General features: G+C 65.3%; 13 protein-coding genes. 5 read left to right on the top strand and 8 right to left on the bottom strand.

All coding sequences use genetic code 11. The annotated features are described in order from the left end of the window. Positions 1 to 27: 27 nt before the first annotated feature. The gene (locus tag ACQS5P_RS12550; RefSeq protein WP_428936957.1) at positions 28 to 600 is read right to left on the bottom strand and encodes a NuoI/complex I 23 kDa subunit family protein; all 573 of its coding nucleotides are present in this window, start codon (positions 598 to 600) and stop codon (positions 28 to 30) included. 580 nt (positions 601 to 1180) lie between these two features. On the opposite strand from ACQS5P_RS12550, the gene ACQS5P_RS12545 reads away from it, so the two are divergent. After that, positions 1181 to 1351, top strand: coding sequence for a hypothetical protein (locus ACQS5P_RS12545; RefSeq protein WP_428936956.1), 171 nt, complete (start codon positions 1181 to 1183; stop codon positions 1349 to 1351). Between the two features lie 9 nt (positions 1352 to 1360). Here ACQS5P_RS12545 and ACQS5P_RS12540 read toward each other — a convergent pair whose 3' ends face one another. Both ACQS5P_RS12540 and ACQS5P_RS12535 read right to left on the bottom strand, forming a co-directional pair. Further along, positions 1361 to 1810, bottom strand: a complete 450-nt coding sequence (locus ACQS5P_RS12540; protein WP_428936955.1) for a hypothetical protein — start codon at positions 1808 to 1810, stop codon at positions 1361 to 1363. Between the two features lie 308 nt (positions 1811 to 2118). Next, positions 2119 to 3258: a uroporphyrinogen decarboxylase family protein gene (locus ACQS5P_RS12535; RefSeq protein WP_428936954.1), complete on the bottom strand. Its 1140-nt coding sequence runs from the start codon at positions 3256 to 3258 to the stop codon at positions 2119 to 2121. A 59-nt stretch (positions 3259 to 3317) separates the two neighbouring features. On the opposite strand from ACQS5P_RS12535, the gene dusB reads away from it, so the two are divergent. Further along, positions 3318 to 4367: a tRNA dihydrouridine synthase DusB gene (gene dusB / locus ACQS5P_RS12530; protein ID WP_428936953.1), complete on the top strand. Its 1050-nt coding sequence runs from the start codon at positions 3318 to 3320 to the stop codon at positions 4365 to 4367. 48 nt (positions 4368 to 4415) lie between these two features. Here dusB and ACQS5P_RS12525 read toward each other — a convergent pair whose 3' ends face one another. From ACQS5P_RS12525 to ACQS5P_RS12515, 3 genes are all read right to left on the bottom strand, one after another. Continuing rightward, on the bottom strand, positions 4416 to 4772 hold the full coding sequence (locus ACQS5P_RS12525) for a VOC family protein (protein ID WP_428936952.1): 357 nt from the start codon (positions 4770 to 4772) through the stop codon (positions 4416 to 4418). A 44-nt stretch (positions 4773 to 4816) separates the two neighbouring features. Then, positions 4817 to 8047, bottom strand: coding sequence for a hypothetical protein (locus tag ACQS5P_RS12520; protein WP_428936951.1), 3231 nt, complete (start codon positions 8045 to 8047; stop codon positions 4817 to 4819). Positions 8048 to 8202: 155 nt separating this feature from the next. Next, positions 8203 to 9201: a KpsF/GutQ family sugar-phosphate isomerase gene (locus ACQS5P_RS12515; protein WP_428936950.1), complete on the bottom strand. Its 999-nt coding sequence runs from the start codon at positions 9199 to 9201 to the stop codon at positions 8203 to 8205. Between the two features lie 81 nt (positions 9202 to 9282). Between ACQS5P_RS12515 and ACQS5P_RS12510 the strand changes: the two genes are divergently transcribed. Both ACQS5P_RS12510 and ACQS5P_RS12505 read left to right on the top strand, forming a co-directional pair. Then, on the top strand, positions 9283 to 10149 hold the full coding sequence (locus tag ACQS5P_RS12510; RefSeq protein WP_428936949.1) for a segregation and condensation protein A: 867 nt from the start codon (positions 9283 to 9285) through the stop codon (positions 10147 to 10149). 59 nt (positions 10150 to 10208) lie between these two features. Next, the gene (locus ACQS5P_RS12505) at positions 10209 to 11177 is read left to right on the top strand and encodes a hypothetical protein (RefSeq protein ID WP_428936948.1); all 969 of its coding nucleotides are present in this window, start codon (positions 10209 to 10211) and stop codon (positions 11175 to 11177) included. Here the strand turns inward: ACQS5P_RS12505 and ACQS5P_RS12500 are convergent. Then, positions 11059 to 12957 (bottom strand): hypothetical protein, encoded by a 1899-nt coding sequence (locus ACQS5P_RS12500; RefSeq protein ID WP_428936947.1) that lies wholly within the window; start codon positions 12955 to 12957, stop codon positions 11059 to 11061. The genes ACQS5P_RS12505 and ACQS5P_RS12500 overlap by 119 nt on opposite strands. Here ACQS5P_RS12500 and ACQS5P_RS12495 point away from each other — a divergent pair. Continuing rightward, positions 12956 to 13414, top strand: coding sequence for a RidA family protein (locus ACQS5P_RS12495; protein ID WP_428936946.1), 459 nt, complete (start codon positions 12956 to 12958; stop codon positions 13412 to 13414). The two genes, ACQS5P_RS12500 and ACQS5P_RS12495, sit on opposite strands and share 2 nt — an antisense overlap. A 131-nt stretch (positions 13415 to 13545) precedes the next feature. On the opposite strand, the gene glmS is transcribed toward ACQS5P_RS12495, so the two are convergent. Further along, positions 13546 to 15435, bottom strand: coding sequence for a glutamine--fructose-6-phosphate transaminase (isomerizing) (gene glmS / locus ACQS5P_RS12490; RefSeq protein ID WP_428936945.1), 1890 nt, complete (start codon positions 15433 to 15435; stop codon positions 13546 to 13548). Positions 15436 to 15756: the final 321 nt, after the last annotated feature.

Here is a 15756-nt window from a genome sequence, read left to right as displayed (position 1 = left end):
CGCCGCACGCGAACGCGCCACCTGCGGTCACTTAACTGCCGGGATATCCGCGGCAGTCGTCGCCAGCTTCCCCGCCTTTACCCTCTCGTACTCTTCCTTGACCCAGGGGATCTTCTCGGCGTTGCGCTCCATCCACAGGGGAATCGGCGTGCGGAGGTTCTGCTTGTCAAGCTCGGTGAATTCGACGACCACATCCTCGCGCGTGTAGCTGCTCAGGTCGTGCAGCTTGCCCATATGGATGCAATCCGTCGGGCACGGCTCGGTGCACAGGGCGCAGAACAGGCACTTGCTGTAATCGATCGCGAAGCGGACGAGCTCTCCGCCAACCGCCTTGCCCGTCTTCTTGTCGATCTTGCGCGGGGCGGTCTTGTCGATGTAGATGCAATCTACGGGGCAGGCCTTGGCGCACTGGTCGCAGGCGATGCACTTGTAGGCCTCGAATTCGTGGATGCCGCGGTATCGCGGGGCGAAGCTGAGCCGCTGTTCGGGGTACTGCACCGTGACGGTCTTCTGGAAGCAGTACTTGAGCGTGATCTTCATCCCGATGGAGATCGACTTGACGTTGTCGTAGATGTTGGCGAAGTAGCTTCTGACGCTCATCGTGCAGGGGATTATCCCGGCCTCGTGCGACTAAGTCCAACCCGTACTGGCGGAAAAGCGGCGTGAGTGGCGCAAAAGCAAAGCCCCGGCCTGACCCACGAGAGACCGGGGCTTGATTTCGCGCCGGGCGCGAGGGGGCGTCGATCCACTCCTTACCCCGCGGGTACCGAATCCGGCCGACCCATCGCCGTTGCTGCGCGACGGCTACGAGCAGCCGAAGCACTCCGCAACCATCAACTAACCCACAGGTGTTCACCGCGCCCACAAGCTGCCCAGAAAGGTGCGACGAGCCAAACCAGGCCACAACGAGCGGAACTGCCAGAATCCAGTCAGATCACACGATGCAGTGAACGGCGTCGATTATCGGAACCGATCGCGCAAGCGGCAACAAGAAAAAGCGCCCGAATTGCCGAAGAAATGCAGATAAATCACCAGATTCACGGCTTGTCCCAACCCTGAGGCTTGCGTCCGATAAGCTGGTCAATCTGGAAAATCTGGGACGATCAGTTTGAGGTGCCCGATAACTGCCGAAAGTTCCATGTTCGATCGTATCTTAGCTTACATTTGGTGGATCGCGGTCATGGGCATGATCTGCCTGGCCGGCGGGGTGTGCCTGTGCGTCGGCTTCCGTGGCATGCTGGATCTGCTGGCCGCGCAATGGGCTTCGGGGCTGGCGTCGCTGCTGCTCAGCGTCGCGGCCGCGGTCGCCAGCCTGGGGTTGTGCCGACATCGCGATGACCTGCTGGTTTGAGCCGGCGGATCAGTTTCCGGAGCCAGGCACGCTGCCCGCAAGCTCGAACGTGGCCCCCGGCAGCGCCGCCACGTTCACGATCGCCCCCACCTGGATCGGTCCGTGCGTCAGGTCGATGGCCCAATCCTCTTTGGGCATCTCGACCACGAACGTGGTCCCCGCGTGGACGACAAGGGTTCCCTGCTCGACGGCCTTGACACGCCCCTGGATCGTTCGCGGCGGACCGAAGATCGGGACGATGAAGTTTCCCCCGCTGGGGACAGTCCACAGCTTTCTCGCCTGGACGCGAATAATGCCCCGCACCGGCCGCTCACTTGCCACGGGCCGGCGGCCCGGATTGTCCGCCACTTTCAGGTGCAACCGGTAGTTTGTCCCTGATGGCTCGAAGACGACGATCGAATCGCGAACCTCGCTGATGATGCCCCGCGCTGTCGCGGCGGGCTGAGTCGTGCTTGCCATGGCGGCACAGTGTAGGCGGCGGATGGAAAAAGGCGAGAGCTCACGACCAGATCGCCAGCATATCTCCCCCGCCGCCCGTATCGCCCCGACCAGGCAGCCGAACGGCACCGCATCCGACAGCCCGTCGCGCAGCCTTCCATGAAAACCTTCCGGCATAGCCGTTCTCGCACGACGGCTCCGGCTCGACGTACGGCGGCTGCACCGCTGCCGTCTGAAGCCACGAGCGGATTGCCAGGGCGCTTTGCCGCACGACAGTCGGGGCGAGAACGCGGCAGTGAATCCGCAAGATTCATTTGGTGCAGCGCTCGTCACGTTTTGGCTGCCGCGGCGTCGGGAAACTGCGCGACGGGCGGACGGCACAGGCGGAATGCAATCCGGGCGATGCGCTCGTAGATCGCATCGGGCATGGCCTGGTCGGAGATGCTGGCGATGAATCGGTCGGCGGGGGTGAGCTGGCGCGCCAGATAATCCAGGTGCTCGTCAAACGCCGCATCGGATGTGGTCGGCTCCAGCAGCGGGCTGGGGATGCCACCCCAGATGGCGATATGCCCTCGCCAGGCGCGCAGCGCATCCTCGAAGCGGCAGCGGACCAGCGGCGCGCACGCGAAGCAGTCGGCCACGTCGAAGCCGGCTTCGACGGCCAGGTCCAGCAGGCGGCTCATGTCGCCGTCGGCGTGCAGGGCTGTCCACTTGCCGGATCCGTGCATGGTCCGATTGAATTGCTCGAGATACGGAAGGAAGTATCTCCTGAAGATATCGGGCGGCGTGGCCGCGCTGTCGTAGTTCACGCCGTGCATGACCAGCTCGCAGGCGGAATCGGCGACGATCGGCCACATCGCGCGATACGCCTGCTGCGCGGCATCGACGGCTTCTTCAAAGACGGTCGGATCGTCGGCGATCTGGTAGTACGCCCCCTCGTAGCCGGTCCAGCAGAGCATGATCCAATGGGCCGGATCCGGGCCGAGGATGACCATGGGCAGTCCGTTTTCGCCGACCGCGCGATCGTAGGCGGCGAACGCATCGTACTGCGGAATGAACTCCAGGCTCTGCACGATGCGATGGAAGATGCGGTAGTCGTCGCGGGTGCGGATGGGATACTGCACGATGTGCGGCGCCATGCCCAGCGCCGCCTCGCCCGCGGCCCACTTGCTGATGCGCTGAAGCGAACCGGCGGGCGTTTCCCATCGCTCGCGCAGCTCGTCGCCAGCAACGGTGCGGTCGTAGCGCACCGGCGGGCGATATCGCAACTGGTAGACTGTTGCGGCCCGGCTCGACAGGCCCATGCCCAGGTCGAGCTGAAGCTGCTGGAGGGACTTGCCCGCGACGCTGGCGGGCCAGCGACCGTCCAACTGACGGGCGCGATACCACAGGTCAAGCCGGCAGACCGCCGGCCAATGGTCGATGGGCTGCCCGCGCAGCGCGGCGCGAAATCGCTGGCGATGAGTCACGCGATCAGCTTATCCATCAACCTGTCTGCTACAATCCTGCCGGAAGGGTCATCGGTCTGATGCTGAAGGTCGGCAATCTACAACTCGCCACGAACCTGCTGCTGGCACCGATCGCTGGATACTGCGATCTGGCGTTCAGGCTGGTGGCGCGCTCGTGCGGGGGTGTGGGGCTGGCCTGCACGGACCTGCTGTGTCCGGAGGGCGTGCTGCGGGAGAACTACCGCTCGATGGTCCTGTCGATGACCTGCGACGAGGATTCGCCCCTGTGCATGCAGTTGTACGGCTCCAATGCCGATCGGCTCAGCGAAGCGGCTCGCTGGGCGGAGGATCACGGGGCGGATGTGATCGACATCAACATGGGCTGCCCGGTGGACAAGATCACCAAAAAGGATGGGGGCAGCAAGCTGCTGTGCGATCCGCAGAACACCCTGAGGATGGTTGAGAAGATCGTCCGCGCCGTGCGGCGCGTGCCGCTGACGGCCAAGCTGCGACTGGGATGGGACGATTCGCACATCGTCGCGCCGTATCTGGCGGCCCGGCTCGAGGAAGCGGGCGTGGCGATGGTGACGATCCATGGGCGGACGGCGCAGATGCGTTTCAGCGGCGAGGCGAGGCTGGACGGCATCGCCGCCGTCGTCGCCGCCGTCAAGCGAATTCCGGTGATCGGCAACGGCGACATTCGCAGCCCGCAGGACGCCAGGCGCATGATCGATCAGACGGGCTGCGCCGGCGTGATGATCGGGCGCGGCGCGCTGAGCATGCCCTGGATTTTCCGCGACACGCACAGCTACCTGACCACCGGCACGATCCCCCCGCCGCCGACGCTCGAGCAAAAGTGCAACCTCATGCGGCAGCACTTCGCGAACCTGGTTCGCTTCCGCGGGCAGCGCGTGGCGCTGATCGAGTTCCGCAAGCGCGTGAGCTGGTACGCCAAAACCATGCACCCCTGCCGGATTCTGCGCGAGCGGATGCGGCTGGTGCAGTCGGCCGAGCAGTTCGAGCAGATCCTTCAGGAGTTTCTTGATTGGCGCATGCGCTATGACCGGGACGTGGCCGCCGGGAAGATCCGACCCCTTTCAGAAGCGATGCCCGAGGAGGCCATCGCCTGAGCCTGATTGACGTGCGCGATGAAGCGCGCGGGCCGAATCGGCTCCCGGTCACTTCCCGCCGGTCGCTGTCGGAGCCTGGTATACGGTCTTTTGCTTCGGATAGCAGATCAATTCGACTGCGTTGCCGAAGGGGTCGTGGATGTAGATGCCCATGGTGCCGTCGCGGTGATGCTCGACAGGAACCTTCGCCTGGCGCGACGCCTGCTCCAGTTCCTGTTCACTGACCTCGATGGCGACGTGTGGCGGGTGCTGCGACGGTGTGACCAGCGCCAGCTTCTGTCCACCGATGTTCAGCAATGCCCAGGTCTGATCCTGATAGATCACGCTGGCGCCGAATCGTCGGACGTACCACTCGACGCTGGCGGCGATGTCGTTGGACGGGATGGCAACGTGGTCGAGTCTCATGCCGGATTCTATGCACGTGACTGAAGACACCCGATGGTGACCCCTCAGCGACGGACCCGCCCCTGTACGCCGCGCAAGCGCACGATCTGCTCGGTCCGCATGTTCCAGGCGATCTCGTCGAACGAGCCGTCCGACAGGCCACGCTGGTCGCGGACCTCCACCGGTCGATGCGCACTGCCCTGGGCGCAAAGCACGTCGCTGCCCGGGTCGTAGACGATCTGATCGGCGTCGAACTCCAGCCCCGTCGAGCCGCTGAATCGCACGCCGCCGTCGGCCAGCAGTTGCCTGAGCTTCAGATTCCCCGGCATGGGCAGCGACGATGTCGCGACCGGGGAGCTTTGAGCGGCCGGACGGGTGGCGGACGTTTCGTGGATGGCGGGGCCTTGAAGATCCGCCGCCACGCGCGACGCCTCCAGGCGATAGGTCTGTGCCGCCGTGTCGTTGGCGCTGTAGGGTTGATGGACGATGACGACGTCGCCGAGCATTTCGGCACGATTGGACGGCTCGTCATAGACGAGCTTGTCCTGCCACTGGAAGGCGAAGGCGCCGCGGACGCTGCCGAAGGCGGAGGGCGTGGCGGCGGGCTGCTGCGAATCGGCCGCCGCGTCGGATTGCCGATTCTCGTAAAGCATCCGTCCTGGCGCGGGGACAATCGCCTGCCTGGCCAGCGCGTCGTAGCGCACCAGAGGCGCGAACAGGTGCGTGCGTCGCAGCGGCAGCCCGTTGGCATCAGCCAGAATCGACCTGATTTCCGCGTTGCCTTCGAGCGTGGCCGAGCGCAGCGTTTTTCTGCGGCCGCCGGACGCGATCGCGCCGGTGGGCCGTGTCGCCGCCGGCTGTGTTGTTGCCGGATCGTCCATCAGCCACAACACGAGCTTGTCGGTGCTGGAGGTGACGGTCGCGCCGTCGTCGCCGACCGTCGAGGCCACGACGTTGCCGACGATCTCCAGGTAGTCTTGCGATCCCTTGTACGCCAGCCAGCGTTCCCAGGTCACCTCGAACGGCTGGGGCTTTTTGGCGCCGGACGCCGCGGCGGACTGCGCGGGAAGCGAGCCCGTGAGTGATCCCGGGCCGACCACCTGCGCATGCTGTCGCTTCGGCTGGACGTTGAGGAATTGCCCACTCAGGGTCTGCTCGCCGTCGCGGCGCATCGTGACGGTGGCGGCGGGCTGACCCCAAAGCTTCAGATCGTAATCATCCGCGTCGGCGCTGGCGGTGGCGGTAAGCTGATCGCAGTGGCCGGATACCTCCTGCATGGCGAAGCGCACGTCCTGCTGGGCGGCGAAGGATTCGATGCGAAGCTGCTCTTGCGGGCGAGTCGTCGGCCCCAGCGTCGCCTGCACGTTGCCGGCGCGCAGCTCCTGCTGATCGTCCCAGACGTGAACGTTTCCATCGGCCCAGAACGTGCGCGGCACGAGCCTGCCGGTTTGTGCCGACGGCTCCGTGGCCAGGGCCAGACGATCCGCCTGGATGTGGCTGAGCCTCCGGGCCACATTCGTGGCCGGCGAGTTGCCGTCGGCGGGTCCGGTCGAATCGGTCATCTGACAGTTCACATTCCCGCTGGCGATGACCTGCCTGAGCTGGATGGCACGATTGGGCTGTGCGCCGGCGACGGGCGCGAAATCGGCCTGCAGCGCATCCGAGCGAAGCGCCAGTTGCGGGTGATCGATGTTGACGTCGCCGCTCAGATCAGCCCGTTCGATGGCGAGCTGATCGCGCGATGCGGCGGCGAAACTCAGCACACAGGATCGGCTCCAGCTCGCGCTGAGCAGCTCGACTTTGCCGGTCTGCTCGTGCTTGAGCGGCACTTCGGCGCGGCTGGCGCCGTCGAGGGTGGCGCGGCCGGCAGAACCGATGTAGTGGATGGCGGGTGTGTAGAGCCTGGCCCCCTGGGCATCCGTGAATGTGACCAGCGGCACCGCCGGCGAATTGCGGATGATCAGTTCGTCCTGACCGCCGCGATGCGTGAGCGACCCGCAGCGGATCTGGCTGCCGGCATAGTCCAGCTCGACGGGCGTGCTGGAAGAGGACAGCTCGATGTTCCGCTCGCCGCCGCGCAGCTTCGGGGCCTGCTCGGGCGGCAACGCCGTGATCGTCAGTCGCCCGGGCCAGCGGATGACAATCGGAGAGGGCGGCTGGGCGTGGTGTGGTTGCGTCGCCGCCGCGGCAGCCGGTCGCGGGCGTTGGCGCGGGCGGGCCGGCGCGGTCGCGGGCGGAGGCTCGTCGCTCGGCTGCTGTAGCGTGAACTCGACGGTCATCGTGTCGGCCAGCGCCAGGGGCTGCTCGCCGCGGGTGATACGAACCGGGCCTTCAAAGACGGCGCGGTAGACGGTGTCGTCAAAGTCGGACTTGCGTGTGGTGGGCGCGGGGGCGGTGGCGGGCGGCGCCGCCCGAGCCGCTCGCCGCCGGGCACGCGGCGATTGCGGCGCCGCAGGCGCCGGGTCCTGTACCGGCATGACCCGCCGCGCGGGCTGTGGCTCGGGAGGCTCACGATGCGAGCTTGGCGTCGAGTCAATGTGGGGCGAGTCTGTCTGGCCAGACTTTGGGTCGAGCTTCCGAAGCAACTGCGGCGACTTGATCGTCGCAGACTCGCCGTGGGCGATCTGAAGAAGCTGGAGCCGCTGATCGCGATCGTTCCAGCGGATGGTCAGCCCGCGTCCGTCGAAGTCCCACTCCTGGCCGCGGATGCGCACGGGCACCTGGTCGGCGGGCACGCGTGTGCCGTCGGGCGCGACGTAGGCGTCGGTGGCGATGCGGAAGGTGTCGTTGTCGAAGGCGATGTTGTTCAAGCTCGCCACGAGCACGGGATGCCGCGGGCGTGCCGCCTGGGCCATCGAGATCGTCACGTCGTACAGTTCGCCGCGACTGGGAGGGGCGGTGGCGCCGCCCAGCCGCGGGGAAGCAGATTCGCCGGCCGGCATGATCACCCGCCCGTGCGATCCCTCCAGACGAACGATCTGATCGCGCAGGTAAAACTCGGCCTCGGGACGCGTGACGATGACGGTCCCATCCGGCTGCGGCTCGTAGCGTCGTGCACGAAAGCGATACTTGGTGGCGCCGGTTTTTTCATCCGGCACGAGCACCCACACGTCCTGGCCTTCGCCGATGATCGTCTGCGTCTGGCTCGTGGTGGCGGGCGCCGTGCCGGCCGCCAGTCGCGGGCGCGGCGGCAGCGCGACCGTGTGGGTCTGGGTCGGCGGCTGCATCCACACGTACAGCCCGGCGATCAGCGCCAGCACGATCAGGCTCGAGATGATGAGCAATAGAGTCCGCATCGCGAATCAGCAACCACAGATGAACACGGATGAACACAGATCAGCGCGGTGTATCACGACCGTCTCGGTCGTGCCGGGGTCGCGCGCACGGGCGGGACGCCCGTGACACTGTTGACTTCATCGGTGTTCATCCGTGTTCATCCGTGGTTCGGTTCCTACGTATCCGCATCCACGTCCAGCATCTTCAGCACGACAAGGTCCTGCACGTCGATCAGGCCAATGGGCCGGTCGGCGTCATCGACCACCGGAAGCTCGTCGATGCGGTGCTGCCGCATGAGGGCCATGGCTTCGGAGGCCAGCCGGTCGGCGCCGATGCGTTTGGGGTTGCGGGTCATCACGTCGCGAATCGGACGGCGCAGCGCCGAGCCGTCGTCGTCGGTGACAAGCCGGCGAAGGTCGCCGTCGGAAAAAATGCCGCTGATTCGACCGGTTTCATCGACGAGCACCACCGCGCCGCTGCGACGCTTGATGGAACTGACCTCATGCAGCACCTGTCCGACGGTCAGCCGATCGGATGCGACGGGCAGATTCTCGCCAAGCCGGAAGGTCATCGCCTCGCGCACCTTGATCAGCTTTCGCCCGAGTTGTCCGGCGGGGTGGAAGACAGCGAAGTTTTCGGCGGTGAAGTTTCGCAGCTTCATCACCGTCAGCGCCAGCGCATCGCCCAGCGCCAGCATCGCGGTCGTCGTGCTGCTGGGGGCAAGCCCCAGCGGGCAGGCCTCGTCGATCCGCCCCATCTCCAGCACGATGTCGGCATGCCTTCCCAGGCCGCTGGCACGGCTGCACGTGATCGCGATCACGGGATGGTCCAGCTTCTTGACGATGCTGAGCAGGCGGAGGATTTCGTCGCTTTCGCCCGAGGCCGAGAGGATCAGCACGATGTCTCCGCGGCGAATGCAGCCCAGGTCGCCATGAAGCGCATCGGCGGCGGAAAGGAAATGGCTGGGCGTGCCGGTGCTGGCGAAGGTGGCGCTGAGCTTCCGCGCCACATGTCCGGCCTTGCCCACCCCCGTGGCCAGCAGCGACCCGGGGCACTCCAGGATCATCTTCACAGCGCGTTCGAAGCGATCATCGATCGCGCCGATCATGGCGCGCACCGCCGCCGCTTCTGTTTCGATCACCTGCCGGGCAAACTGTCGGATGGATTCGTCCATGAATGGTGCGGCAACACGCTGGCTGGATTATCAAACCACCCCCCGTAAAATCAAGCTGCCGCTTACCAAGGATGGTGATCCGTGGAATATCGCGTACAGCTCGACGTGTACAACGGCCCGCTGGATCTGCTGCTTTACCTGATCAAGCGGGATGAGTTGGACATCTACGACATCCCCATCGCCCGGATCACCGAAAGTTACATGCAGTACATCGGGCTGCTGCGGGAGATGACCGAGCAGGGGCTGGACATCAATGTCGCGGGGGATTTTCTGGTGATGGCGGCGACGCTGATGGAGATCAAGTCGGCGATGCTGCTGCCCAAGCCTCCGCCCGCCGAGGGCGAGGAACGCAGCGCCGCCCAGGACCTGACCGACCCTCGGTATGAGCTTGTGCAGCAGCTTCTGGAGTACAAGCGGCTGAAGGACTCGGCGATGGCGCTGGAACGTCAGCAGCGGATGTTTCAGGCGCGGTTTCCGCGTTATCCGGCCAGACCCGCCGACCAGCAGGCCGAGGAGCCCCCGCCGCTGGACCTGGAAGAAGTGCAGGTCTGGGATCTGCTGGAACACTTCAGCCGATTGATGAAGGAGGTCGGCGCGCGCCGGGGATTCCATGAGATAACGGATGACGACACCCCCATCGACCTGCACGCGGCCGACATCGAAGACCGGCTCAACCGCGAGGGACGAGTAACGCTGTGGCAACTGATGGTCGGCCGACGCAGCCGCAGCGAGATGATCGGGATCTTCCTGGCCCTGCTGGAGCTGATCCGGCAGAAAAAAGTGCTGGTGAACCAGAATGAAGCGGGGGAGGACATCGAGATCGTGCCGGCCCCGGAAGAGCACCGAAGGACTTACGCTCAGGCATCCCTGCATCTGACCGACCAGACGCCGGAACCGGAAAGTGCCAAGGCTGCTCTGGAATCCGGCGATGGCGCTACAAACTCCTGATGGGCAGCAGCGAATGTACAAACAGCACGGGCTTGCAGCCGGCGCCAGGCGGACGGGGCATGAGCTGGAGACCGGCGGCACTGAAGCGCGTGCCGATCACGCTGTGGATCGGGCTGGCGATCATCATCGCGATCGAGGCGTTGCTGTTTGTGGATGTTGCCCGCACCGGCCGCGCGCCCATCAAGACCGACGCCGATGTGCTGGCGCTGCCCCCGCCCAGGACGCTGCTGGAGTGGCTGGGGCGGTTCGCCTCGTTCAACATCACTCCCATCGCGTGGTTCGGGTACATCATCCTTCTGGACGGTGTGCTGTCGCTTCAACGTGGCGGCAGCCCGATCCGCAAGCGACCTCACCACTTCGCGATGCTGTTTTTGGCGTCGATCCCCATCTGGTGCGTGTTTGACACGATCAACTTCTATGGCATTGGCGCCTGGAGCTACGTCGGCATGCCGCCGAATCCCTGGGGCCGGCTCATCGGCTATTTCGTTGCCTTTGGCACGATCGTTCCCGGAATGCTGCTCAGCGGGCAGATGCTGATGAACCTGGGGCTGTTCGACTGGGCGAGATTCAGGCCCTGGCCTCGGATGCCCGCGCTGGTGCTGGGCACTTCATTGGTGGCCGGGTTGCTGATGCTGATCTGGCCGATCGTGCATCACGACCCGGTGACGAACCTGACGCTGTGGACGAGCCTGGTTTTTCTGCTGGATCCGATCAACTACCTGCTGGGCCGGCCAAGCATGTGGCGCGACTGGCAGCAGGGTTGGTACGGTCGGACGCTCGCGTGCTTCTCGGGCGGGCTGTTGTGCGGGTTGCTTTGGGAGTTCTGGAACTACTGGGCGTTGAGCAAGTGGGTGTATCACCTGCCGTTTCTTGGCCAGTTGGAACAATATCGCTACTTTGAGATGCCGATCATCGGGCTGATCGGTTTTGTGCCGTTCGGGATCGAGTGCTGGGTGATGTGGCAGTTGATTCGGATTCCTCTGGACGGCCTGGTGGAGCCGCTGCCGGACGATCGATCGCTGCTGTAGTTGCATTCGAAGCCGAAAAAGACTCCCGACCCCTTATTTTAAGGGGTCGGGAGTCTTTTTCGTCGGGGCTGATCCGCCACACCTGCCGCTCGGGGTAGTACTCCAGCAGGCGCTGATCCTGCTCGACGCCGAGGGATCGGGCCCAGATGAGCTTCTGGCGGTCGATCTCGGCGCCGTTATACACCCACTCCTGGCGCGCGTCGTGCTGCGCATCGTAGCAGACCAGCACCAGATGCTGCCCAGGCTCGTTGAGCAACTGCTGCTGGATCAGGTGGCGCTGATACCACCAGCCGCTGTGGTTCGTCCGCCGCCGGCTGATGCAGGTCGCGATCAGCATCGGGATACAGGATGCGACGGCCAGCCAAAGCAGCAGCGCCGCGTTTCGTCGCGGCAGCAGCGCCCCTGCTCCCGCGCGCAGCCGCCGAAGCCCCCGCATCGCCAGCACAAACAGCACCGGCATCGCCGGCGCAGTGTAGTGATGCACGAACCAGGGAATCGCCGCATAAGCCGCCACGAAGCCGACCGCATAGACAATCGCCAGCCACAATCGCCAGTCCGCTCTTCCGCCCAGCGCCAGCGGCAAGGCCAGCACGCCGGCCAGGATCGGCAGGTCGCACAGCACCTGCTGGCGGGCGAAGTCGAACGCCTTGACCAGGCTCTCCGCCGCCCATCCGCGCAGCGTCTTCTGGTGAAGGTAGTAACGCTTCTCCATCACTTCGTGCTGCTGGCGGAGCTGCTCGTTGCCATACTGCCTTGGCGGAGGCATCGGCTGCCAGAACATCAGCGGCACCGCCATGTAGGCGCGCGTGTGCAGCAGGTACGGAGCAAGCGTCGCATCGCCGGTGACGCGCCAGTTGTAGTACGCCTGAAAACCGACGAATCCCAGCAGCACAGGCAAGGCGCTCAGCACCACTCGTCCGGCCAGTTGCCGCGCGGTTGCGAGGCTGGCGCGCAGCATGGTCACGACGATCCAGCCGAGCAGTGTCGCCGCCGACAGGATCGCCCAGACGATCGCCTCGTAGGGCCGGGTGCCGGCGACGATCGCTCCGCCCAGCGCCAGAATGCCCGCATTTCTGCCGGGATGCTCCTGGCGGAGAATTCGCGGAATGGCGCCGGCGATCAGCGCTCCGCCGAGCATTCCCACGCCCCCGCCCCAGTACATGTGCGACCAGAGCACAAACTGCGGATGTACGCAGGCCAGCAGCGCGCCCAGCAGTGCCCAGCGTGGCCGCAGCCACCCAAGCAGCGCCCAGGCCAATGCCGCCACCGCCGCCGCCGTGCTGATCAGCGCCCCCGCCCACGGCGAGCCGAACAGCACCTGGCCCAGCGCCAGAGCCAGACCCTGTCCCGGTTGGAACTTGGAGGCATACGTTGGCTGAAAGATCTCGTGAATCGTCTCGAAGTGCCGCCACATCGGATGCGGCGGATTGCTCAGGCGTCCGCGTGCGAAGGTGTCGGCCGCCAGCAGGTAGCTGAACTCGTCGTGAACGCGTGCGATCGGCGTTCCGGCAATCAGCCCGGCCAGCAGAAAGCTGACGATCGCAACCGCGCCGACCAGCGGCACGAGCCACGGCAGCGGCGGGCGTGTGAGGCCAAAGGCCCATCGCCGCCAGAGCCGTTGCCCTGGCCGCGTGACAACCCCCGCCCATCGCCGCGGCACACACCGGGCCAGCAGCAGCAACGCCCCCAGCGCCGCCAGGCCCCACAGCAGGTCCACAAGCTGCCAGCGGAAAGCCAGGAAGAATCGACCCGCCACGTCTGGTATACTATCGCCTGGCATGGACCTGCGTGAGAAGCTTCGTTCGCTGGGGATTTCGCTGCCGGCGGTCAGCGGGCCGTTCGGCGCCTACCTGCCCGCCAAGCGCGTCGCGGATCTGATCTACGTCGCCGGACAGCTTCCGGTCAAGGAGGGCAAACTGCTGGCCAGCGGACAGGTTCCCTCGCGCTGCGATATCGAACGGGCCAAGCTGGGGGCGCGTCAGTGTGTGATCAACGCGCTGGCGGCGGTTGCGGCGCTGCCGGGCGGGATGGAGCAGCTCGCGGGCGTGGTGCGAGTCGGGGTGTACGTCAGCTCGGATCCGGACTTCACCCAGCAGCCCCAGATCGCCAACGCCGCCAGCGAACTGCTCCTGGAGCTGTTCGGCGATCCCGGGCGGCACGTTCGCGCCGCGATCGGAGTGAACACGCTTCCGCTGGACGCCAGCGTTGAAGTCGAGCTGGTGTTTCTGGCAAAGTGAAGCGTGCAGCGCCGCAGGCGCCACGCGGCCTCGGGCGCCACGCCGCCTCGCACAGTCACCGCCGCGGTTGTGGGCGCCGCGCGGTTGTAGTCACGGCGCGGGTGTGATCTTCGCGTGGGCGGGCTTGACCGCTACTCCACGGTTACGCTCTTGGCCAGGTTGCGGGGCTTATCGACGTTGCAGCCGCGTGCGACGGCGGCGTGATAAGCCAGAAGCTGCAACGGCACGACGGTCAGCAGGGGCTGAAGCGGTTCCAGCACGTGCGGCACGTAGATCACGTGATCGCTGTAGCGCCTGATGCCCGTGTCGCCTTCGGTCGCCACCGCGATGACCACCCCGCCCCGGGCGCGAACCTCTTCGATGTTGCTGATCACCTTGTCGTACTGGTTGCACTTGGTCGCCACGAACACCACGGGCATCCCCTCGTTGATCAGGGCGATCGGGCCGTGCTTCATCTCGGCGGCGGGCATGCCCTCGGCGTGGATGTAGCTGATTTCCTTGAGCTTCAGCGCGCCTTCCAGCGCGATCGGATAGTGGTAGCCGCGACCCAGAAACAGCCAGTTCTCGCGATCACAGAAACGGTTGGCGATCTGCTTGATCGCGTCACTCTGGGCCAGAACCCCGCTCATCTGATCCGGGATCGCGCACAGCCCGTCGATTACTTCCTGCACCTGCGCCTGGCTCATGTATTTTCGCCGGCCCAGGTACAACGCCAGCATCGTCAGCACCACAAGCTGGCAGGTGAAGGCCTTGGTGGAGGCCACGCCGATTTCCGGCCCGGCGTGCAGGTAGATGCCGGCGTCGGTCTCGCGGGCGATCGTCGAGCCCACGACGTTGACCACTCCCAGCGCCAGCGCGCCCTTCTCCTTGGCCTCGCGCAGGGCGGCCAGCGTGTCGGCCGTCTCTCCGGACTGGCTGATCGCCACCACCACCGTGCCTTCCTCCACCAGCGGATTGCGGTAGCGAAACTCGCTGGCATAAGTCGCTTCGGTGACGACCTTGGCCAGGTCCTCCAAAAGGTAATCCCCCACCAGCGCCGCGTGCCAGGCGGTCCCCTGACCGGTGAGGATGAATCGCCTGGCCTTGACCAGCTCCCGCGTCAGCGGCGCGATTCCCCCCAGCACGATCCGCCCTTCCCTCTGTTCGGCCCGTCCGCGCAGGCAGTTGCGGATCGCGTTGGGCTGCTCGAAGATCTCCTTGAGCATGTAATGCTCGTAGTCGCCCAGCTCGTACTCCTCGAGCTTGTTCTCCAGTTGCGAGATGACCGGGGAGATCTCGATGTCGTCGATCGTGCAGGTCCGGAAACTGTCAGGCTTCAGGATCGCCATCTCGTTGTCGTTCAGGTAGATCACCTGAGCGGTGTGCTCGACGATGGCCGAGGCGTCGGAGGCGACGATGTATTCCTGGTTGCCCACGCCCACAATCAGCGGCGAGCCTTTTCTGGCCACCACAAGCGTGTCCGGCTCTTCCTTGCAGATCACCGCGATGCCGTAGGTGCCTTCCACCTCGTGCAGCGCCGCCTGCACCGCCTTCTGAAGCAGCGAGCCGTTGGTCGGCTGCGATCTTGCCGCCTCATGCCCGCCGCGGGCCTTCAGGTCGGCATACAGGTCTCCGATCAATACCGCCAGAACCTCGGTGTCCGTCTGGCTGGCGAAGTGATGCCCCTTGGCGATCAGGAATTTCTTCAGGGCCGCATAGTTTTCGATGATGCCGTTGTGTACCAGCGCGATGCGTCCGGTATCGTCGGTATGGGGATGAGCATTGATTTCGGTGGGCGCGCCGTGAGTGGCCCAGCGCGTATGCGCCATGCCGATGTGCGCCTCGGGCAACTTGCCGTTGGTGTTGATCGCGTTTTCAAGCACGCTGATTCGTCCGACGGCGCGGCGGATGTGCAGCCCCCCGCCCGAGTCGATCACCGCAATCCCCGCCGAGTCATAACCCCGGTATTCCAGACGCTTCAACCCCTCGATCAGCAGCGGCTGGGCGAGTTTGCGTCCGACGTAAGCAACGATTCCACACATGGCTGACAGCTCCGGCTTCTATCCCCCACACCCACGGTCGGGCGCGCCGCACGCGCCGGGCAAACGCGTCCCTGCATCAGTTTCGGCCGATCGATCATCTCGATTTGCTACCCACAGCACACAAATCCCGCGGATTGGTTTCGCGCCGGTGCCGCGGCACAGACCCCGGGGGCACGACACAGTGTAGTGCGGCTTATCGGACGGGCAAGACAAAACCACCTGCCTGCATCGCAGCACCCGTCTCTGCTTATAGAAGACTATTCCGCGCCCCCAGACACGCCCACCGCCAGCTCCGTCTTTTTTCCCGTTGAACGCCGCGCC

This window comes from Fontivita pretiosa (assembly GCF_050410795.1).
In the GTDB taxonomy this organism is placed as follows: domain Bacteria; phylum Planctomycetota; class Phycisphaerae; order Tepidisphaerales; family Tepidisphaeraceae; genus Fontivita; species Fontivita pretiosa.
The sequence above is the reverse complement of the archived record's forward strand: the minus strand, read 5'-3'. Positions and strand labels throughout refer to the sequence as shown.